Genomic DNA, 20116 nt, shown 5'->3' with positions numbered 1-20116 from the left:
AAGGAGGGGCCAAAACTATCAAGGTCTTGGCCTTTCCCAAGCAGTATGTTTGTTTTTAACGGAATTGGACTTAATTGCCGTAAGCTTCCTTTACAAAGTCTTCAAAAGTAACTTCCTTAACTTTCAGGTTGGCTTTCTCCTTGTAAAGGTTCAATAATTTTTGGCTCATCAATTGCTCGCTCAACCTTTTTACTTCCTCTTGGTTGGAAAGTACTCTGGCAGCAATATTGTCTAATTCCTCTTCTTTTGGATCTAACTGGCCAAATTGAGCCATTTGTTGCTTGATAAATCCTTTGGCATACTCTTTTAATTCTTCAAATTGAATTTGAATGTCATTTGCCTCTATGATTTTTCCTTCAATCAACTGATAGCGTAATCCCTTTTCAGATTTTTCAAATTCTTCAGCAGCTTCTTCCTCGGTTAATGGTTTTTCGCCTGTAGTCTGAATCCATTTGGTTAAAAATTCTGTAGGAAGGTCAAACTTTGTGTTTTCAATAAAGTGCTCGGTAATGTCGTTAAGCAACTTTTGATCGGACTGCTGCTCAAATTGCTTTTCCGTATCTTCCTTGATTCTGTTTCTTAACTCTTCCTCGGAAATAATGGTTCCCTCTCCGTAAAGTTTGTCAAACAACTCCTGATCCAATTTGGCAGGCTCTGTTTCGTTTATTTCCTCAATGGTGAAAGTAACCTCTATGTCTAAATCTTTAGCTTTTTCTGCTTCAATGCCTAAAGCACCTCTCAGTAAATGCTCTTCCTTAAACAAATCCTTTGTTTTAAGGGTTACTGCATCTCCAACTTTTTTACCCAATAGACTGTCTATGGCTTCCTTGCTTTCAATCTTTTCGATTTCTATAACAGTCTTGTTTTCAATCTCCTCGGCCTCGTTGGTGAACGTACCGCTCACTTCATCTTTATTGCCTACTTCGGCCTTGCTGATAAGTTTACCGTATTGCTTCTGAAAACGCTCTATTTGTTCATCAATCATTTTGTCATCAGCAACAATCTTGTAGTGGGTTAAGGCTTCCTTAGTCTTAAGATCTACCTCGAAAGAAGGAGCTAGGCCCAATTCAAATTCGAATGCAAAGTTTTCGGCATCCCAATCAAAATTGTCTTGTTGCTTAGGTAATGGATTCCCTAAAACGTCTAACTTCTCTTCGGTAAGATATTTGTTTAGGTTGTCTTGTAGCAGTTTGTTTACCTCATCTACCAAAACAGCTTTTCCATATTGCTTCTTGATCAACCCCATAGGAACCTGTCCTTTTCTGAATCCAGGGATATTGGCTTGCTTTCTGTAGTCCTTTAATATAGTCTCTACCTTGTCTTGATAATCCTCCTTGGATACCGCAACGGTTACTACTGCATTTAGTTCGTCTATCTGCTCTTTAGTGATATTCATGTGTTATCTGTATTTTGCTAAAATAAAATGGGATGCAAAAGTACTGTATTTTATAATTTTCAACAAGTTTTTAAACCACTGAATGTCAAAAAGGTATCTTAAAGTTTTTTGTCGTCGTTTAGAAGCTTATAAAATATAGATTGCAAGAAGGATAGCAATAGGCTAAAAAGGAGTGCCCACCAGATATTCCCTACCACAAAACCGTCAACTAGGCTATCTGTTAAAAGGATAATTATAGCGTTGATTATTAGTAGGAAAAGTCCAAGGGTGAGAATGGTTACCGGTAGGGTGAGTATAATTAGGATGGGTTTAACAATGAAATTCAATAATCCCAGTACTATGGCTACTATAATGGCGGTAGTGTAGCTGGCTACTGTTACTCCAGGTAAAATAGCGTCTAAAATAACTATGGCAACGGCGGTAAGAAGTATTCTTAATAGTAGTTTCATGATTTGTTTGTGGGTTAAATAGGGTTAATCTACTTTATGATAATAAAAATAATCATTTTTTTAAAGGAAGCATCCCCCCGGCATTCAATATTGCGGTAAAAAGCATCTTGGTTCCTAGGAGTGGGGGTGGAGTGGGTTAGGGATAAAATACAGGAAATGTTTTATCCCTAACCGTGTCCAAATTGGTTATTGGTAAAATGATGCACGTTGCCTGTAGCACTTAGGCATGCTGCATGTTAAATCTTGGGAGCTATTCTTTAAAAAAGGGGATGGATTTAGCCAAAAACTCCTTCGGGTTTTCCGCGTGTAGCCAATGGCCGGCATTGCTTATGGTCTCCACGCTTGCCCTTGGAAAATGTTTTTGAATAGCTCTTGTATCATCATCGGTAATGTAGTCAGATTTATCTCCCCTAAGGAATAAAGTGGGCCCTTCATAGGAGTCCGTGGCCCCTATGTTTGTGCCAATTTCCTCCATGCGTTCGCTTAGTACCTCTAAATTAAACCTGAAATCTAAGACTCCTTTTTCTGCCCAATAAAGGTTTTTTAGTAAGAACTGCCTAACTCCAGGTTGGGTGATATACCTTGTTAAGCGATCGTTGGCTTCCTGTCTAGACGAAATTTCGCGAACTTTTATAGCCTTTAGTCCGCTAAGAATTTCCTGGTGGTGTGGCGGATAGTATTTAGGTGCAATATCGGCAACTAGTAGTTTTTTTACCTTCTCTGGGTGTGTACAAGCAAATTGCATGGCTACTTTGCCGCCCATACTATGTCCTAATAGGATAGCACTACTTAAGTTGTGATGTTCCATATAGCGGTTTAAGTCTTCTGCCATCACATCGTAATTAAACGTTGTGGCATGAAAACTTTTACCGTGGTTGCGTTGGTCTATCAAATGTACTTCAAAGCCTTCCTCCCCGTATTGTTTTCCTAGGGTTTTCCAGTTGTCCAGCATTCCTAAAAATCCGTGAAGGATAAGAAGGGGTTCTCCTGCTCCTATGATGTTGGAATGTAATACCTCCATGTTTTACTTTAATTTATTTAGATACATATTTACTACGTTCTCTAAGCCTAGGTAGAGCGACTCCGAAATTAGGGCATGGCCAATAGAGACCTCCAGTAAGTGAGGAACACTTTCTTTAAAGTACTGAATATTGTCCAGGCTTAGGTCGTGCCCAGCATTAATGCCCAACCCTAGTTGATGTCCAATATTGGCTGCTTCCGCAAACGGAAGTACCCCCGTCTTATTCCCGTTTTCGTAGGCAACGGCGTAGCTTTCTGTATATAATTCGATGCGATCCGTACCTGTTAAGGCAGCGCCTTCCACCATTTTAAGGTCTGGGTCTACAAAAATAGAGGTGCGTATGCCATTGCTTTTGAAGGTGTGGATAACCTCTTTTAAAAAGTCTTTGTGTTTTATAGTGTCCCAGCCTTCATTGGAGGTAATGGCATCTGCGTCATCAGGAACCAGCGTAACCTGGGTGGGCTTTAATTCCAATACAAGGTCAATAAATTTAGGAATAGGGTTCCCTTCTATATTGTATTCTGTGGTAACTACCTTTTTTAGGTCCCTAGCATCCTTGTAGGTAATATGCCTTTCGTCTGGTCTAGGGTGGATGGTGATCCCTTGCGCGCCAAAAGCCTCAATATCTTGGGCGGCTTTTACAAGGTTAGGAACGTTGCCTCCCCTCGAGTTTCTAATTGTAGCAATTTTATTTACGTTAACGCTAAGCTTTGTCATAACTTACTTCTATGTTTAAAAGACAAAAATACAAATTAGGCATACCTTTTGTTCCTTTTAAAGTGAAAGAATTTATCTGAAGGGCTAGCGGGGCGAGCTTCCTTGGGTAATGAGCTTGGAAAGTGGTTTCCGGCCTTTCCTAAAAACAGAATGCAATGCGTGCTAAAAAGTGGTGAGAAGTTGATGCTCTGGGCAAGATTACTTGTTTCAACTTTGGCGCTAAGGATTTTTTATTAGTATTTTGCATTATAATAGAAGTAGAGAGATGCAGATTCAAGAAAGCATATTAACAATATTGCCGGTATTTAAAGTGACGGATTCGATGAAAGAAGCGATTCAGTTCTTTGAACAGACCACCTATTCCCATGTAGCAGTAGTGGATAAAGGGGTCTATATAGGAATGTTGGAAAAAAATGACCTGGAAAGTTATAGCCCGGATAAGATCATTGAGGTAGATAGGTATCAGTTAGCTACATTTTTAGTGAGGCCAGAGGCTACTTGGTTAGATGCTTTGGCAACGTTTTCTAAAAACGAAGCCAATCTTGTGCCGGTAGTAGACAATGCAGGGAAAGTGATGGGGTATTATGACCTTATAGATATCGTGAATCTGTTTATTGATACCCCGTTTTTTACAGATCCTGGAGGGATTCTGGTATTGGCAAAAGGGATTAAGGACTATTCGTTTAGTGAGATTGCACAGATTGTAGAAAGCAATAATCTAAAATTGATCGGAGCCTTTATTACGGACAGTAGGAGTGATGTAATACAGATTACCATAAAGATTAGTGCTACTAATCTAAATGAGGTGATCCAAACCTTTAGACGATATAACTACACAATTTTATATGGTAATGATGACGATCAGCTGCTGGAGAACCTAAAACAACGATCCGATTATCTGGATAAATACCTTAACGTTTAACAATTATGAAGGTAGCCGTTTACGGAATAGCTTACCAAGAGTCTGCTGTAGAATATGTTTTGGAGCTTATAGATGAGTTGCAAAAGGAACAAGCGGAAATTTATTTTGAAGAATCATTTTACAACTTTATAGTGCAGCGTCACAAGGTGGACGACTATCCCACTTTTACAAATAAAGTAGGGTTAGATAAAACCTTCGATATGTTTGTGAGCTTCGGTGGGGACGGTACTATTTTAAGGGCTACTACCTATGTTCGGGATTTGGGAATTCCTATAGTAGGGGTAAATACGGGCCGACTAGGGTTCTTGTCTACCTTTAAAAAGGAAGATGTGCGTAAGGTGGTCCAAGAATTTGTGGCCGGAGCCTATATTATTGAGGAGCGTTGTTTAGTGGAAATCGCCGAGTCTTCCGATATTCCCGAGTTTAAGGAGCTGAATTTTGCTCTGAATGAGATTACCGTGAGTAGAAAGGATACCACCTCTATGATTACTATAGAAACCTATCTTAATGATGAATACCTAACCTCCTATTGGGCAGATGGATTTATAGTTTCTACCCCAACAGGATCTACCGGGTACTCCCTAAGTTGTGGAGGTCCCGTTATGGCGCCCTCGGTAAAGTCCTTTGTCTTAACCCCTATTGCCCCGCATAACCTTAACGCCAGGCCCTTGGTTATATCAGACGATACAGTAATCCGACTAAAAGTTTCCGGAAGGGCCAAAGGACATTTGGTATCTTTAGACTCCCGGATTGCTACCGTACCCAATGGGAAAGAAATTTTGGTGCGTAAGGCTCCCTTTACAATTAAAATGATAGAGTACACCTCGGAGAGTTTCCTAAAAACACTTAGAAATAAATTGTTGTGGGGAGAGGATAGACGTAACTGATTCTTTTCGGTAAACAATAAAAAAGTGCAAAACCAGTTTATCAGGTTAGAACAAGAATGTAATTAATTGATGATCTAAGTGGTTCAATTGGTTATATTTGCAAACTTTTAAGAATTATGAGGTTATTTCCTGTAGTGCTTCTTATATTTATTTTTTCCGGTGCATGGGGGCAAACCTATGAGGTTGGACTCTTTGCAGGGGGAGCAAATAATATAGGCGATGTGGGAAGAACCAATTATATAATGCCCTCCGGACCCGCTTTCGGAGGGCTGTTTAAATGGAATAAGAGTCAGCGTTACGCCTGGAGAGGTAGTGTTATTTATGGAGAGTTTGTAGCCGATGATGCTAAGTCCGATATGCCTTCCAGACAACAACGAGGGTATAGAATGACGAATAGTGTACTGGAGTTCTCTGCGGGACTCGAGTTTAATTTTGTGGAGTATAATTTACATAGGCTGGGGCCGGCATTTACCCCTTACCTATATACAGGAGCTACCTACTTTAGGTACGGGTATCATCATTTTGATGGTTCTGGTGCTTTGCAGGATGTAGGGCAAAAGGACGGGGCCTTTGCAATTCCTATGACCGTAGGGGCAAAGCTTAGAGTGAGTCAGTTTTTTGTGGTAGGGGCGGAGATAGGAGCTAGGTATACCTTTACCGATAATTTGGATGCTAGTAATCCTTCCGGTTCTAATTTTGACGAAAATAAATTTGGAAATATTTATAGTGATGATTGGTATGTTTTTTCTGGTATAAGTTTTACGTATACCTTTGGACGAAAACCATGTCAAGATCCCTTCCAGTAATAGATATATGAGTACTACAACAGAAGGAAATAATAAAGCGCTGCCAAAACATATTGCCATTATTATGGATGGTAATGGCAGATGGGCAAAAAAACAAGGGAAATTACGCGTGTTTGGCCATGAGCATGGCGTAAAAACCGTAAGGAGAACCGTAGAAGACTGTGCAAAGTTGGGGGTGGAATATCTCACCCTATACACCTTTTCTACGGAAAACTGGAACAGGCCTAAGTTAGAAGTAGATACGCTTATGCGCCTTCTAGTCGCTTCCCTAAAAAAAGAACTAGTAACCCTTACCAAAAACAATATTAGGTTAAACACCATAGGGAATATTGCTACCTTGCCCAAAAGGGCGCATAAGGAGTTGTTGGATGTAATGGAGAAAACCAAGGGTAATTCCGGAATGGTATTAACTTTGGCACTTAGCTACGGTGCTAGGGAGGAGTTAAAGACTGCTATTCAACAAATAGCAACCAAAGTTAAAAATAATATAATTTCTATTGAAAATATTGATGAAACCATTATAAATAACCATCTTTACACGCATGATTTGCCTGATGTAGACCTCCTTATACGCACTAGTGGCGAGCAAAGGATCAGTAATTTTCTACTTTGGCAGATTGCATATGCTGAATTTTATTTTATTGATGTATTTTGGCCCGACTTTACGGAACATCACTTATTAGAAGCCATTGAAAATTACCAGAACAGAGAACGACGATTTGGAAAAACAAGCGAACAACTTATCTAGCGGCATGGGCAGAATCATGAGCCTACACTTTTTAACCGCACTTACCTTCTTTTTTTTTACAACCCTAAACTACGCACAGGACCCCTCCTATGAGGATGGGAAAGAATATATCCTTGGTGGTTTGGAGGTCACCGGTCTGCAAAGCTATAACGAGCAGACCGTAAAGACCTATACAGGCCTTAGGATAGGACAGCCCATAACTGTGCCCGGGGATGAGATCAGTGCCGTAATTAATAAATTATGGGGGTTAGAGCTATTTACGGATATTAGCTTTTACATCACCAATATTGAGGACGGTAAGGTGTTTTTGGAGCTCAATATTATTGAGCGGCCCACGCTTACAGATGTAACCGTTTACGGGGTGAAGCAGCGTAGAGTTGCAGAGATTTTAAAGGATACCGATCTTAAAAAAGGTAAAAAGATTACCGAAAGTTTAATTGCCAATACCAGGAACTACCTCCAGAACAAATATAAAAAGAAGGGGTACATAAACGCTTCAGTAAATATTGCCACGGCTAAGGATACGGTAGATACCAATACCCAGAAAATGGTGATCAACATTAAGAAGGGGGAAAAGGTAAAGATTAACAATATTATCTTTGAAGGCAATGAAGAGCTGTCCAATAAATCACTTAGGAAGGCCCTGAAAAACACCAAAAAGAAGAGGTTTTATCGCTTCTGGAAAAAATCTAAGTACATAGAGGAAGATTATAAGGAAGACTTGGTTGCTTTGGTAGACAAGTATGCCGAAAAAGGATACAGGGATGCTAGGGTTGTATCGGACACCTTTGTAAAGGTAGATGATAAGCTTATAGACCTAAAGATTAAAGTAGAAGAAGGAAACAAATACTACTTTGGGGATATCAACTTTGTAGGGAACACCGTTTATACCAATCGCCAATTGGCCAGTGTTTTGGGAATTAAAAAGGGGGATACCTATAATGGGGTGCTGTTAAGGAAGCGTATTGCCGACGCTACGGATCCAGATGCAGCAGATCTTACCAATCTTTATCAGAATAACGGATATATGTTCTCTAACATTAGTCCGGTTGAAATGTCTGCCGAAAATGATACGATCGATTTTGAAATTAGGATCATTGAAGGGAAAGAAACATTTTTAAGTCATGTAACAGTCTCCGGAAACGATAAGACCAATGACCACGTAATCTTTAGGGAACTGCGTACTAGACCTGGACAACGTTATAATAAATCCGATATTATTAGGAGTATCAGGGAATTAGGTCAGTTGGGCTTCTTTGATGCAGAACAGATTGTTCCTGATATTCAAAACCCAAACCCAAATACTGGTACGGTAGATTTAGCTTGGAACTTGGTAGAATCTGGTTCTAGCCAGATAGAACTACAAGGAGGCTATGGTGGCGGTGGTTTCATTGGTACTTTGGGACTTTCCTTCAGTAACTTCTCGGTTAAGAACTTATTTAATGGGGAGGCGTATAAGCCAGTACCCATGGGAGATGGCCAAACCTTTGCCTTGCGTTTGCAGGCCAGTAGAACGTATAGGGTGTATAGCCTTAACTTTTCCGAGCCTTGGTTAGGAGGGAAGAAGCCAGTGCGATTTAATATGTCGCTTTCAAGAACACAGCAATTCTACTATAACCCGTATGTAAGTAGAAGGCCAGATAAAAACAGGACCTTCTCTATTACCGGAGTGTCCGTAGGATTGGCTAAAAGGGTGCAGTGGCCCGATGATTTCTTTACCATTTCCCACTCCTTGGGCTACCAATTGTACGATTTTAAAAATTATAACCTGGGACTTTTTAATTTTGGTAATGGACAATCCAATTCCTTCGCTTATAGCTTGGGGATCTCCAGGAATGCTACTGGGGGAGGACGTATTTTCCCTAGGTCTGGTTCCAATTTTGAGGTGACCGCTAAATTTACACCACCATTTTCCCTGTTCAATAATAAGGATTATGACAAGTTGAATTCCGATCTTGAAATCGCTATCAAGGATAAGAACAATGCCGAAGTAGAGCGCATAGATCAGGAGCGATTTAAATGGTTGGAGTTCTATAAGGTGAATTTTAAAGGGGACTGGTATACTACCCTAGTAGATAAATTAGTACTTAGAACCAATGCTGAATTTGGATTTTTAGGTAGCTATAATGCAAAAGTTGGAAAGGTACCCTTTGAGCGTTTTTATGTTGGAGGAGACGGATTGGGAACCTATACCTTGGACGGTAGGGATGTAATTCAATTGAGAGGATATGAAAATCAATCCCTAACACCCTATAGTGTAGATCCAGTTTCTGGACAACAAATTCAGGATGGTGGGGTAATCTATAACAAGTACTCGTTAGAACTAAGATATCCATTAACCCTTAAGCCCTCTGCATCCATTTATGGTCTGGCGTTTTTGGAAGCTGGTAATGCCTTCAACAATTTTCATAGCTTTAATCCGTTTGAAATGAAAAGATCGGCCGGAGTGGGGCTTCGAATTTTTATGCCGGCATTTGGACTTCTTGGAATCGACTTTGGTTATGGATTTGATAAGGATTATAACCCTAATTCCGTTGGGCCTAGCGGGTGGCAAACCCACTTCATTATTGGACAGCAGTTTTAATTAATACAATTAAGAGGTCAGTTTTTTATTGACTACTGTGTGTTTGAGAATGGAAATATACTTTTTGGCACGATATTTTCTATAGTCTAAAACGAAGATAGTATGAAAATTAACGGAAAAATATTTTTAATTCTATGTGTTGCCTTTGCTGCAGCTAATCTTAGCGCCCAAAGAGGAGTAAGGATAGGGTATGTGGATATGGAGTATATCCTAGAAAATGTAGAGGAGTATAGGGAGGCCACAGAGCAGTTAGCCAACAGGGTGCAACGCTGGAAGCAGGAGCTGGAAAAGGAGAAGGCTGTAATAGATCAGATGAAAAAGGATCTTATGGCAGAAAAAGTGCTGCTGACGGCCGAGTTGATTGAGGAACGCGAAGAAGAAATCCAGTTGCTGGAAAAAGAAATGCTGGAATACCAGCAAAATAGGTTTGGGCCTTCGGGCGATTTGGTTCTCCAAAAAAGGAGGCTGATACAGCCAATACAAGATCAGGTATTTAATGAAGTGCAGAAAATAGGTGCCAATAAAAATTATGATTTTATTTTTGATAAATCGGCAGATGTTGTAATGTTGTATTCGGAAAAAAGGCACGATATTAGCGACTTGGTACTACGGGGGATCTCACGGACCAGAAAAATAAGTGCCCCTAAGAAAAACGATAGAAGAAGTCTTACCGACTTTGAGGAAGAAGAAGAGCCAAGTGAAGCGCTCTTAGAGCGACAAGAAAGAGCACAACAAGCGGAAGAGGCTAGAAGAAAGACAGCCGATGAAAGACGGGAGGAGCAGTTGAAATTAAGGGAAGAACGTCGCAAGGCGTACGAAGCTAGAAGAAAACAACTGTTGGAGGAGAGAGAAGCTAGAAAGCAAAAAGAAGTAGAAAAAAGAAGTGGTAAAGTAGACGAAGAGGAAACAGATAATCAAAAGGAATAACTTCAATCAATATATAACTATAATTAAAAATTAACATTCAAACATTAATGAGAAACATGAAACAAATAAAGAAAATCGCGGTAGCCATTGTGTTGTTTGTAGCAGCGACTGGTTTTGTTAACGCCCAGGCTAAAATTGCTCATATAAACGTTCAGGAATTACTTTCTTCCATGCCAGAGATGAAAGCTGCCGATGCAGAACTTAAAAAGCTGCAAGAAACGTATAGAGCCGATATTGAAAGCTCTATGACCGAGCTTAGAAACAAGTATACTCAATACTCTAATGAATCTGCTTCTAAATCTGAAGAAGAGAACCAGAAGAGAGCTTTGGAATTACAAGGATTTGAGAAGAATATCAGTGAGGCTCAACAAACAGCTCAGCAAGAATTGCAAAAGAAGCAAGCAGAGCTTTTGGGTCCTATTACCGAAAAAGCTAAAAAGGCCATTGAGACCGTTGCAGCTGCTCAAGGTATAGACTATGTAATAGACGCTACCCAAGGTGGTGGACTTATCGTAGCAAAGGGGAAAGACCTTTTGCCAGCAGTTAAGAAAGAGTTGGGTTTCTAAACCTACCCCACTAAGAGTTTAAAGAAAAGAGCCATGCCATCGCATGGCTCTTTCTATTTATAAATAAGGTTAAAATTTGGGTTTCCACATTCCCTTTGGCAGCCTTCGATGGCGCTAGAATCGTTCTCGTGCCTTAAGGTCACCAAAACCAAAATGACGCTACGATCCGTTAAATAGCTTCTTTTTGTCTGATATATCCCTTTGTCCAAATCAATATTAATGTAACTTTAAAGGCTTAAATGTCTTTGCATGCATACAGGTCCTATAGGTATATTTGATTCGGGTATTGGAGGTACCTCCATCTGGCGCGAGATTAATAGATTGTTGCCGGAGGAGTCCACTATTTATCTAGCCGATAGTAAAAACGCCCCCTATGGAGAAAAGTCACAGGAAGAGATTTTACGGCTCAGCATCAAGAATGTGGATCTCTTAGTCCAAAAAGGATGTAAGTTAATTGTGGTGGCTTGCAATACCGCTACTACCAACGCCATAAGTCATCTCAGGGCCAATTACAAACTGCCCTTTATAGGAATAGAGCCCGCAATTAAAACAGCTGCATTAAACTCTAAAACAAAAAAAGTAGGGGTCTTGGCCACCAAAGGAACGCTTTCTAGTAGCCTGTTTCATACTACCTCCAAGAGCCACGCTAATGGGATACAGATATTAGAGCAAAAAGGGACGGGCCTAGTGGGGCTAATAGAGCGCGGAGAGCTTAATTCCTTAAAAACCAAAACGCTTCTAGAGCGCTATCTTTCCCATATGGTGCAAGAGGGAATAGACCAGCTGGTCTTAGGGTGTACCCATTATCCTTATTTAATTCCCCTGCTCAAGGAACTATTGCCTAGCAATGTGAAGATTATTGACTCTGGGGATGGCGTGGCAAGGCAAACCAAAAAGGTGTTAGAGGAATTTAATTTGCAATGTCCGGAAGGCTCCCATGGGGAATTCCAGTTTTATACCAATAGGGAGGTAAAGGTTCTAGAGAGTTTTATAAAAGACGCCGGGGTACCCTATAAAGTGTCTTTTTTGGATTTTTAAACCCCGGTTTTACAAGTATTGGGTTGTTTTAATCCTGTTTTTTTACCAAGATGCTGTATAACGCCACTATGATTTTCTTTGGTAGGTTAAAAAGGTGAAATCATAGGCGTGCCGGGCATCTTTGGGATGAAACTCCTTATTTGTGAGGGTCCATTCCGCTTCATCAAATTCGGGAAAGAAGGTATCTGCTGCTTCAAAAGATTCGTGAACACGGGTCAGCTCTAAAACATTGGCATGCTTTAATCCCATACGGTAAATTTCTCCGCCTCCAATGATAAAGGCAAGCGATTCGCCTTCCACTAATTTTAACGCCTCCTCCATGGAGTGCACCACAATGCAGTCTGGATGTGATATGTGATAATTGCGGTCCCTGGTAATTACAATATGCACCCTGTTGGGAAGGGGTTTGGGGAAGGTCTCAAACGTTTTCCGTCCCATTATAATTTTGTGGCCGGAGGTACGATTTTTAAAAAACTTAAAATCATCGGGTAAATGCCATAATAGGTCATTATCTTTTCCCAAAGCATTGTTTTCACCTGCTGCGGCAATCATGGATATAATTTGCATTATTCTAGCTTTTTATTAATGTTAGATAATGGGAAATCTGTTTCTATTTCTTTCTGCAACTCGGCAATTTTCTGCTTTTGTTTTAATACCAAGCGTTCCCTCTGTGCTCTTTCCCATTCGGGACTCATAAACTTAGTGGTAACATAGACATTAACAAAATGAAGTACAAATAAGAAGGCCCAAAACACTATGGCCCAAATATACCAGTTGTATTCTATCCCATATCCAAGGATCTTATTGATTAAGAAAATGAAAATACTGCCTACTAAAAAGACCATGAAATGAGAGAAAAGACGTTTTTTTTGTTTTATCCTCGCTTGGGCCGCCTCTAATAATTGGTGTTGTTCCAAGTCTATTTTGGGAGTAATTTTACTTTTTGCAAACATGTTAATCGGTATCTTTAGGGTAAAGATACCAAAATACGAATTTTGAACAATCGGATCATGAAAAACATCAGAAAGCAGTTCCCTGTCCTCAATCATTATATTTATGCAGATACCGCTACTGCAGGACTGCTGTACGATGGGCTGTTTGATTGGCGTCAGGAGCACGATCTGGATGTATTGATAGGTGGCAAAAAGCTAAATGCAAAGCTGGCCAAGATAGTAGCGGATACCAGAGGTACGGTAGCTCAGTTTTTTAATTGTAACTTAGAGAACGTCGCACTTGTGCCCAATTTTTCCATAGGGTTTAATCTTTTATTGGAAGGGGTAGGCAAACAGGAAAAGGTGCTTTTGATAAAAGGGGATTATCCTTCCTTAACCTGGCCTTTCAAATCTAGGGGGCACTCCGTTAGCTATTTAGAAATTACGGCTAATTTGGAGGAGCAAATCTATGAAAAAGTAAAATCGGAAAAGATTGGGATCCTAGCCCTTAGCTTGGTACAGTGGCTCAATGGATTTAAAATTGATTTGGAATTCCTAAAAACCCTGAAAAGGGATTTTCCAGGCCTCATAATTATTGCTGATGGAACCCAGTTTTGTGGTACCCAAGCTTTAAATTTTAAAGATTCTGGGATAGATGTGCTGGGGGTAAGTGGGTATAAATGGTTGTTGGGAGGATATGGTAACGGATGTGTGCTATTTGCTGATGGGGTAGCAGATCGTTTTAATTGCGCCACTATAGGGTTTAATAGCGCTAGGGGAAACTTAGAGGGTAGAGATCAAATTACCTTTGCTAATAGGTTTGAGCCCGGTCACTTGGATAGTACTTCATTTGGGAGTCTCAACCATTCCCTAAAATTTCTGCTCGGTATTGGGTTGGATGTGGTAAACGAGCAGGTGGTAAAACTCTCTAAATTGGCATTTGCAGAATTTGGGAATTTGGGGCTATTGCAGTCAGAGCTACTAGAAAGGGAGCATCACAGTACTATTTTCAATCTTTCGTTGGGAGAGAAACAATATGCAAAGTTAATGCAGCATAGGGTGTTGTGTGCACAGCGGGGCGATGGGGTTAGACTGTCGTTTCATTTTTATAATACCGAAAACGAAATAGAAGAAATTGTTGATTTACTAAAATAATAAAGGTAATTCCGCCTTTCATGAATTTGTGCTTGCTTAATTGAGGATGCCCTCTTGGAGTAATTCTTTTTTTATGAAATTGATAAAAGTTTTCTTGGGCATTGGCTATGAGGAACTTAATAGTGTAAGTTTGCAATTAATTAAAAACCAATATTATGGCTATTACTAAACAATATTTAAAGACTAAACCAATTTGCAAGGTAACCTTTACTGTTGCTGCCAAAGAGGCAAAAAAAGTGGCAGTGGTGGGCGATTTCAACAATTGGGATCCCAAGGCCAATACCCTAAAAAAGCTGAAGAACGGCACCTTTAAAGGAGCAATTAATTTTCCAAAGGACACAAGTACAGAATTTAAGTACCTGATAGATGAACAATTTGTGAACGAAGAAGATGGAGACGGATTGCAGTGGAACGATTACGCAGGCACGGAAAACTCTGTGTTAAAGTTGTAATTTTATCTTAGTGACCATTCCTTGTTGAGGCTATGTATGCAAGATGCATCCATAGCAAATAGCTAATGGAGTTGTCTTATTGGGAACAACAGTTATTGTGTGATGAAGTCAATTAGATGGTGGTAAACTAATCCAAGGGGAGGGGTTCATCGGTTAATTGGGGCCAATGCCCAGTCTTGTGTTTATTACTTAGCGGGCGTTGTTTTCATAAGCACGTAGTTCTTAAAATACTCTTTTCGGTCCGAAAATTGATTTTCAATCCGTAAGCCTGCGGACTTGGCTAATTCGGCAATAAGCGCATCGTCGTATTTTTGGGATATTTCGGTATGGATGGTTTCCCAAGGGGCGAAGCTTATTTCAAGATCTAGGGATTCAATGCGTACCCTTTGTGTAATTTTGGATACCAAAAAACTTTTGGCAGTGCCTGTTTCAGGGTTATAAGCCTCCCAATGTAAAAAATTATCCAAGTTAAAATTGGCATCTAACTCCTTGTTGATCCGCTGCAGTAAGTTTTTATTAAAGGCCTCGGTTTTACCATGGGGGTCGTTATAAGCGTCTAAAATAGTTTGGGGGTTCTTTTTCTGATCGCATCCCAAAAAAATCATGTCATTTTGGTGCATTTCTCTAGCCAGTTGTGCTAAAAACTCAATCGCTTTCTTGTGGGGGAGGTTGCCAATATTGGAGCCCAAAAAGAGGATGACATTTTTAGTAGATGTGGAGGAGGTGATCGTTTTAAGCTTATTAAAATACGTACCCTGCTTGGGCTTTACTTTTAAACCTGGAAATTCTTCGGATAGGGAGTTTTGTAAGCGCCGCAGGGCATTGTCGCTGATATCTATAGGGACATAATGAAAATTTGCATCCCGATGCTGGAGTTCTTCCAAGATTATTCTGGTTTTTTTGCCGTTCCCCGCACCTAGTTCCACCAAGTTTAAGGAGCGGGTATTTTGTAGGAAAAGATCGGTAATTTGGGCTTTGTGAATTTTTAATATGTCTAATTCACAGGAGGTGAGGTAGTATTCTTGTAGGTTCATTATCTCCTCAAATAACAGATCTCCCCTTTCATCGTAGATGTATTTGGAGGCTAGGTGCTTTGGGGAATCCGTAAGGCCCTTGTAGACATCTTGGGCAAATTGTTCCTGGATCTTGGCAAAGGTAACTTGGTTCATAAAAACTTAATTTTAGGTGGAGGAATCTCGTTTATCGGGCTAACCTTATTCCTGTATATTGCCATTTTAAATGCGTTTGGAAAAAATTACGGTAGGTAATTCTTTCGTGGAGGGGAGGGGTGGCAACAGAACTACCTCTTAATACTTTTTGGTTTACCATAAACTTCCCGTTGTACTCTCCTAAGGCGCCTTCAGCCTTTTTGTAGGAGGGGTATGGTAGGTAGGCACTTTCTGTCCACTCCCATCGAATACCCCAGCTAAATTTAGTCGCCGCTATTTCCCATTCAAATTCTGTAGGTAGCCTACACCCCTTCCATTGCGCAAAGGCAAAGGCCTCAAAATAGGAGATATGACTTAGGGGCTGACTGTTTTCAATAGGTGTAAGTCCGCCTAAAGTGTAGTGATGCCATTGGCCATCTATTTTGTGCCAGTATAAGGGAGCGTTAATTTTGTGGGAGTTTACCCATTCCCATCCATCGGAATGCCAAAGATCAAATTTCTCATAGCCTCCGTCATTCATGAATTCTAGGTATTCTTGGTTGGTCACCAATTTATTGGAAATTTGATAGGGGGAGAGGTATACCTTGTGTCTGCCTAGCTCATTGTCATAACAAAAACCATCGCCCAAATGACCAATTTCATACACGCCTTCGGGGATGGAAATCCACTCTTGTTCTTGGTTTTCAATGGGATGTTCTACCAGGGAAGGATTAAAGACGGGGAGCAAGGGGTTGTTGCCCAAGATGTATTTAATATCGGTGAGTAGTAATTCTTGATGTTGTTTTTCGTGATGGATGCCTATTTCGGTAAGTTTTAGCACTTCTTCGCTAGGGTGGTTGGTTAAAAGGGCTTCCATGTGTTTGGTTACAAACTCCCTATATTCATACACCTTTATTACAGAGGGCCTGGACATATTTCCGCGATTGGATCTTACCACTCTTTTTCCTAAACTCTTGTAATAACTATTAAATATATAGGAGTATTCTGGGTCAAAAACCGTGTAGGAATCAATATGCTTTTTAAGAATAAACTCTTCAAAGAACCAGGTTGTATGCCCCAAATGCCATTTGGGTGGGGAGACTTCTTCGATGGGTTGTACTACATAGTCTTCTATTTCCAAAGGCTTGCACAGGTTTTTGGTAAGGGTCCTTGTTTGTAGAAAGAAGGCAGTAATATCCATGATAGTAGCTAAAGCATATTATTTGTTCCTTAAAAATACGGAATAAATCATATACCATTTTGACCCAAAAACAATAGTGTTGACCCAAATAAATAAAAAATGGGTCCTAATCCGTTAATTCCGGAATGACCCATTTCTAATTTTTTGCAAGTAAATAAGTTTTGCTTTATACAGCTACCGCTCCTTTTATATGGGGGTGGTGCTGGTAGTCTTCTAAGCTGAAATCCTCAAATTTAAAGTCGAATATGTCTTTAACCGCTGGATTCAACACCATCTTAGGAAGTGGTAGTGGACTGCGCTCCAATTGAAGCTTAACCTGTTCCATGTGATTGTTGTAAATATGGGCATCTCCAAAAGTGTGGATAAACTCTCCAGGCTGTAAGTCGCACACCTGGGCCATCATAAGGGTAAACAAGGCGTAAGAGGCTATGTTAAAGGGTACTCCTAGAAAGATGTCGGCACTTCGTTGATAAAGTTGACAGGATAATTTTCCATCGGCAACGTAAAACTGAAAAAACGCATGGCAAGGAGGTAATGCGGCCTTACCATTGGCCACGTTTTCTGAAAAGGAAACACTGGTGTCTGGCAATACGCTCGGATTCCATGCAGAGACCAACATACGCCTACTGTTGGGGTTGTTTTTAAGGCTGTGGATCACTTCCTTTATCTGATCTATTTCTTCCCCGTTCCAGTTTCGCCATTGGTAGCCATATACGGGCCCTAGATTTCCTTCTTCATCGGCCCACTCATTCCAAATTCTCACCCCATTTTCCTGGAGATAGGAAATGTTTGTGTCTCCCTTTAAAAACCATAATAGCTCGTGTATAATGGATTTTAAATGTAATTTTTTGGTGGTAACCATGGGGAAGCCTTCGGCCAAATCAAAACGCATCTGGTACCCAAAAACGCTTTTGGTGCCCGTTCCGGTACGATCTCCTTTTTCAAAGCCGTTTTCCAATACATGTTTTAGTAAATCGTGGTACTGTTTCATAATCCAATCCTAATATTACTTAAAAAATGCCCCAAACCAACTTGGTGGTTGGTGTTGTGGCAACAATTTGCAAATTAACGAAATATGCCCGTAAGTGGGAGTTGTTTTTAGCAAGTTATGATAAAATTATCAACTGTGTGCAAATAGGTGTTTTAGCAGCATATAACGGTCGGTAATATGGGCTAGCAGTCTGCTGTAAACCCCAATTAACGGTGGTAGCTTAAACGACGCAAGGGAAAATTAGAAAGCGAAGCTTTCCATTGTGTAAATTAAAATCTTAGGATTTTCTTTCGCTGGGCTTAATGATCATCCTAAACGATTGGTCTTTGTATATATAATATCCTATCCAATTGTATAAGGTGCGTACCTTATTTTTGAAATTGACCAAGCCCATAATATGGACAAAAATCCAAATAAACCATGCTACAAATCCTTTTAGGTGAATGTTCTGATTTGGGGAGTCCATAACTGCCTTATTCCTTCCAATAATGGCCAGCGAACCTTTGTCTTTATAGGTAAAGGGCTTCCACTCCTTATTGGCTAAACTTAGGTTGTGGGCCAAATTTTTAGCCTGTTGTAGGGCGGGTTGTGCCAATTGAGGGTGTCCTTCCGGAAAGTTTTCATCCCCGCTTACCAAGGCGCAATCTCCTAAAGCATAGATATTGTTATAGCCATCCACCAAATTAAAGGCGTTTGTCTTTAACCGCTTGCCCCGTCCATAACTCTCCTCGGCAAATCCCTTAAAGGTTTTGGCAGATACTCCGGCTGCCCAAATTAGGTTCTTGCTCTGTATTTCCGTACCGTCTGATAGGTACACGGTATCATCCTTAAAATCCTTAACTAAGGTATGGAGTTTAATTTTAACGTTTAGTTTTTCCAGTTGCCGATGGGTGTACTTTTGTGATTGCTTGGACATAGGGGCCAATACCGCATCTTGACCGTCAATAATATAAATATCACCCAAATCTTCCTTGCTCAATTCGGGATAATCCTTTGTTAGAATAAAAGACCGCATCTCCGCCAAAATACCGGAGAGTTCTACCCCGGTAGGCCCGGCACCTGCCACAACAAAGGTGAGTAGTTTTTTGCGGTCCTCGTTATCTTTTAGTCGGGTGGCCCTATCCAGTCTGGTAAGGATTACATTTCTAAGGGAAAGGGCGTCGCTAATGGTTTTCATCGGTAAGCTCTTTTCCTCAATATTCTTGTTGCCAAAAAAATTGGTCTCCGCCCCGGTAGCCATGACTAGGATATCGTACTTTAACTCACCATTTTGTACGATTATTTTATTTTCTGTAGGGACCACCTCTTTAAGAGCCCCTAACCTAAATCGGACACTTTTCTTATCTCTTAAGATTTTCCGAAAGGGATAGCTGATAGCAGAAGGCTCCATAAACCCAGTGGAAACTTGGTAAATAAGTGGCGGGAAAAAATTATAATTATTGCAATCTACTAAGATGATGTTGTATTGGTTGGAGTTTCCCAAGGTCTTGATAAATTCCAGACCTGCGAAGCCACCACCTACTACCACTACGGTCTGCTTCTCTTTCATAATATTAAGAATATCTACAAAGGTAGGGGCAAAAGGTGGAAAATTCCTTACAACAGATATGAAATGTGGGAATTTTCAAAGGTCTTAAAATTAAGAGGTGTTATTTTGAAGCCTTGCGAACGCTTTGTAATACCAATTCTCAAATAAGTATTTTTAGAATGCTTTGGTGCTGCTGCCTAATAAGAAAGAGGATTAGGGGTCTGTGAAAAACCTCTAGGTTTTTGCTATGGTAATATAATCTTCAAATACGATTGTATTTAATAGGGGCAGTTGCTTTTAACCCAATATCATCCCTGCGATGGCTGCGGATAGGAGCGAAGCCAAGGAACCACCTAATACGGCCTTCATGCCCAGCTCTGAAAGTGTTTTCCGTTGTCCCGGTGCCAAAGATCCAATCCCACCAATTTGTATCCCGATAGAGGCAAAGTTGGCAAAACCACAAAGCATATAGGTAGCCATAATGATGGACTTGTTATAGGTGAAGTGAACAGCGTTGGAGGCTTCCTTTAACTCTGCCAATTGTATATATCCTATAAATTCACTGGCAGCCAGTTTAATGCCCAATAATTGTCCCATGAGCATCATATCTACGGATTCTACCCCAATAATCCACATTAATGGGGCAAA

21 protein-coding genes are annotated in these 20116 nt (G+C 40.3%); 10 read left to right on the top strand and 11 right to left on the bottom strand.

Annotation, left to right across the window (positions count from 1 at the left end; genetic code table 11):
* Positions 1–70: 70 nt before the first annotated feature.
* From tig to F1E73_RS08945, 4 genes are all read right to left on the bottom strand, one after another.
* The gene (gene tig, locus F1E73_RS08960) at positions 71–1396 is read right to left on the bottom strand and encodes a trigger factor (RefSeq protein WP_150451718.1); all 1326 of its coding nucleotides are present in this window, start codon (positions 1394–1396) and stop codon (positions 71–73) included.
* 98 nt (positions 1397–1494) lie between these two features.
* Positions 1495–1845: a phage holin family protein gene (locus F1E73_RS08955; RefSeq protein WP_086475458.1), complete on the bottom strand. Its 351-nt coding sequence runs from the start codon at positions 1843–1845 to the stop codon at positions 1495–1497.
* Between the two features lie 250 nt (positions 1846–2095).
* The gene (locus F1E73_RS08950) at positions 2096–2866 is read right to left on the bottom strand and encodes an alpha/beta fold hydrolase (RefSeq protein ID WP_086475459.1); all 771 of its coding nucleotides are present in this window, start codon (positions 2864–2866) and stop codon (positions 2096–2098) included.
* A 3-nt stretch (positions 2867–2869) separates the two neighbouring features.
* Complete coding sequence (locus tag F1E73_RS08945; protein ID WP_150451717.1) at positions 2870–3583, bottom strand: pyridoxine 5'-phosphate synthase; 714 nt, start codon at positions 3581–3583, stop codon at positions 2870–2872.
* Between the two features lie 265 nt (positions 3584–3848).
* Between F1E73_RS08945 and F1E73_RS08940 the strand changes: the two genes are divergently transcribed.
* From F1E73_RS08940 to murI, 8 genes are all read left to right on the top strand, one after another.
* The gene (locus tag F1E73_RS08940) at positions 3849–4505 is read left to right on the top strand and encodes a CBS domain-containing protein (RefSeq protein ID WP_150451716.1); all 657 of its coding nucleotides are present in this window, start codon (positions 3849–3851) and stop codon (positions 4503–4505) included.
* Between the two features lie 5 nt (positions 4506–4510).
* Entirely contained in the window at positions 4511–5392 is an 882-nt protein-coding gene (locus F1E73_RS08935) for an NAD kinase (RefSeq protein WP_086475462.1), read from the top strand.
* Between the two features lie 116 nt (positions 5393–5508).
* On the top strand, positions 5509–6198 hold the full coding sequence (gene porG, locus F1E73_RS08930) for a type IX secretion system protein PorG (protein WP_150451715.1): 690 nt from the start codon (positions 5509–5511) through the stop codon (positions 6196–6198).
* Between the two features lie 7 nt (positions 6199–6205).
* Positions 6206–6946 carry an isoprenyl transferase gene (locus F1E73_RS08925; protein ID WP_150451714.1) on the top strand — a complete coding sequence of 247 codons (741 nt, stop codon included), beginning with the start codon at positions 6206–6208 and terminating at the stop codon, positions 6944–6946.
* A 16-nt stretch (positions 6947–6962) separates the two neighbouring features.
* Positions 6963–9530 (top strand): BamA/OMP85 family outer membrane protein, encoded by a 2568-nt coding sequence (locus F1E73_RS08920; protein WP_223883397.1) that lies wholly within the window; start codon positions 6963–6965, stop codon positions 9528–9530.
* A gap of 108 nt (positions 9531–9638) precedes the next feature.
* Entirely contained in the window at positions 9639–10457 is an 819-nt protein-coding gene (locus F1E73_RS08915; RefSeq protein ID WP_394349914.1) for an OmpH family outer membrane protein, read from the top strand.
* 56 nt (positions 10458–10513) lie between these two features.
* A complete protein-coding gene (locus F1E73_RS08910) occupies positions 10514–11023 on the top strand; it encodes an OmpH family outer membrane protein (RefSeq protein WP_086475545.1) in 510 nt (169 codons plus the stop codon).
* 249 nt (positions 11024–11272) lie between these two features.
* On the top strand, positions 11273–12061 hold the full coding sequence (gene murI, locus F1E73_RS08905; RefSeq protein WP_086475466.1) for a glutamate racemase: 789 nt from the start codon (positions 11273–11275) through the stop codon (positions 12059–12061).
* Between the two features lie 66 nt (positions 12062–12127).
* Here the strand turns inward: murI and F1E73_RS08900 are convergent, their stop codons facing one another.
* On the bottom strand, positions 12128–12628 hold the full coding sequence (locus F1E73_RS08900) for a dihydrofolate reductase (RefSeq protein WP_150451712.1): 501 nt from the start codon (positions 12626–12628) through the stop codon (positions 12128–12130).
* On the bottom strand, positions 12628–13014 hold the full coding sequence (locus F1E73_RS08895; RefSeq protein WP_086475468.1) for a 2TM domain-containing protein: 387 nt from the start codon (positions 13012–13014) through the stop codon (positions 12628–12630). Before F1E73_RS08895 ends, F1E73_RS08900 begins: the two co-directional genes overlap by 1 nt.
* Before the next feature lie 57 nt (positions 13015–13071).
* Here F1E73_RS08895 and F1E73_RS08890 point away from each other — a divergent pair, with 57 nt between their 5' ends.
* Complete coding sequence (locus F1E73_RS08890; protein WP_150451711.1) at positions 13072–14148, top strand: aminotransferase class V-fold PLP-dependent enzyme; 1077 nt, start codon at positions 13072–13074, stop codon at positions 14146–14148.
* Between the two features lie 155 nt (positions 14149–14303).
* A complete protein-coding gene (locus F1E73_RS08885; protein ID WP_086475470.1) occupies positions 14304–14600 on the top strand; it encodes an isoamylase early set domain-containing protein in 297 nt (98 codons plus the stop codon).
* A 185-nt stretch (positions 14601–14785) separates the two neighbouring features.
* On the opposite strand, the gene egtD is transcribed toward F1E73_RS08885, so the two are convergent.
* The 5 genes from egtD to F1E73_RS08860 all read right to left on the bottom strand — a co-directional run.
* Positions 14786–15769, bottom strand: a complete 984-nt coding sequence (gene egtD, locus F1E73_RS08880; RefSeq protein WP_150451710.1) for an L-histidine N(alpha)-methyltransferase — start codon at positions 15767–15769, stop codon at positions 14786–14788.
* Positions 15770–15800: 31 nt separating this feature from the next.
* Entirely contained in the window at positions 15801–16949 is a 1149-nt protein-coding gene (gene egtB, locus F1E73_RS08875; RefSeq protein ID WP_150451709.1) for an ergothioneine biosynthesis protein EgtB, read from the bottom strand.
* A gap of 166 nt (positions 16950–17115) precedes the next feature.
* Positions 17116–17940 carry a thymidylate synthase gene (locus tag F1E73_RS08870; RefSeq protein ID WP_086475473.1) on the bottom strand — a complete coding sequence of 275 codons (825 nt, stop codon included), beginning with the start codon at positions 17938–17940 and terminating at the stop codon, positions 17116–17118.
* 277 nt (positions 17941–18217) lie between these two features.
* Positions 18218–19489, bottom strand: coding sequence for an NAD(P)/FAD-dependent oxidoreductase (locus F1E73_RS08865; protein WP_150451708.1), 1272 nt, complete (start codon positions 19487–19489; stop codon positions 18218–18220).
* A 276-nt stretch (positions 19490–19765) separates the two neighbouring features.
* On the bottom strand, positions 19766–20116 hold a 351-nt coding region (locus F1E73_RS08860; protein ID WP_317132954.1), incomplete at its 5' end, for a nucleoside transporter C-terminal domain-containing protein.

It is taken from the genome of Arenibacter lacus, from assembly GCF_008711145.1.
GTDB classification, from domain to species: domain Bacteria; phylum Bacteroidota; class Bacteroidia; order Flavobacteriales; family Flavobacteriaceae; genus Arenibacter; species Arenibacter amylolyticus.
This window is presented reverse-complemented; position numbering and strand designations above follow the sequence as displayed.

Excerpts from the sequence above, each read along its gene's own strand:
- F1E73_RS08910 (WP_086475545.1), top strand. The coding sequence starts at position 10,514 with ATGAAACAAATAAAGAAAATCGCGGTAGCCATTGTGTTGTTTGTAGCA.
- F1E73_RS08895 (WP_086475468.1), bottom strand. The coding sequence starts at position 13,014 with ATGTTTGCAAAAAGTAAAATTACTCCCAAAATAGACTTGGAACAACAC.
- F1E73_RS08935 (WP_086475462.1), top strand. The coding sequence starts at position 4,511 with ATGAAGGTAGCCGTTTACGGAATAGCTTACCAAGAGTCTGCTGTAGAA.
- egtD (WP_150451710.1), bottom strand. The coding sequence starts at position 15,769 with ATGAACCAAGTTACCTTTGCCAAGATCCAGGAACAATTTGCCCAAGAT.
- F1E73_RS08865 (WP_150451708.1), bottom strand. The coding sequence starts at position 19,489 with ATGAAAGAGAAGCAGACCGTAGTGGTAGTAGGTGGTGGCTTCGCAGGT.
- F1E73_RS08950 (WP_086475459.1), bottom strand. The coding sequence starts at position 2,866 with ATGGAGGTATTACATTCCAACATCATAGGAGCAGGAGAACCCCTTCTT.
- egtB (WP_150451709.1), bottom strand. The coding sequence starts at position 16,949 with ATGGATATTACTGCCTTCTTTCTACAAACAAGGACCCTTACCAAAAAC.
- F1E73_RS08885 (WP_086475470.1), top strand. The coding sequence starts at position 14,304 with ATGGCTATTACTAAACAATATTTAAAGACTAAACCAATTTGCAAGGTA.
- tig (WP_150451718.1), bottom strand. The coding sequence starts at position 1,396 with ATGAATATCACTAAAGAGCAGATAGACGAACTAAATGCAGTAGTAACC.
- F1E73_RS08870 (WP_086475473.1), bottom strand. The coding sequence starts at position 17,940 with ATGAAACAGTACCACGATTTACTAAAACATGTATTGGAAAACGGCTTT.
- F1E73_RS08920 (WP_223883397.1), top strand. The coding sequence starts at position 6,963 with ATGAGCCTACACTTTTTAACCGCACTTACCTTCTTTTTTTTTACAACC.
- F1E73_RS08900 (WP_150451712.1), bottom strand. The coding sequence starts at position 12,628 with ATGCAAATTATATCCATGATTGCCGCAGCAGGTGAAAACAATGCTTTG.
- F1E73_RS08925 (WP_150451714.1), top strand. The coding sequence starts at position 6,206 with ATGAGTACTACAACAGAAGGAAATAATAAAGCGCTGCCAAAACATATT.
- F1E73_RS08955 (WP_086475458.1), bottom strand. The coding sequence starts at position 1,845 with ATGAAACTACTATTAAGAATACTTCTTACCGCCGTTGCCATAGTTATT.
- porG (WP_150451715.1), top strand. The coding sequence starts at position 5,509 with ATGAGGTTATTTCCTGTAGTGCTTCTTATATTTATTTTTTCCGGTGCA.
- F1E73_RS08945 (WP_150451717.1), bottom strand. The coding sequence starts at position 3,583 with ATGACAAAGCTTAGCGTTAACGTAAATAAAATTGCTACAATTAGAAAC.
- F1E73_RS08890 (WP_150451711.1), top strand. The coding sequence starts at position 13,072 with ATGAAAAACATCAGAAAGCAGTTCCCTGTCCTCAATCATTATATTTAT.
- murI (WP_086475466.1), top strand. The coding sequence starts at position 11,273 with ATGCATACAGGTCCTATAGGTATATTTGATTCGGGTATTGGAGGTACC.
- F1E73_RS08940 (WP_150451716.1), top strand. The coding sequence starts at position 3,849 with ATGCAGATTCAAGAAAGCATATTAACAATATTGCCGGTATTTAAAGTG.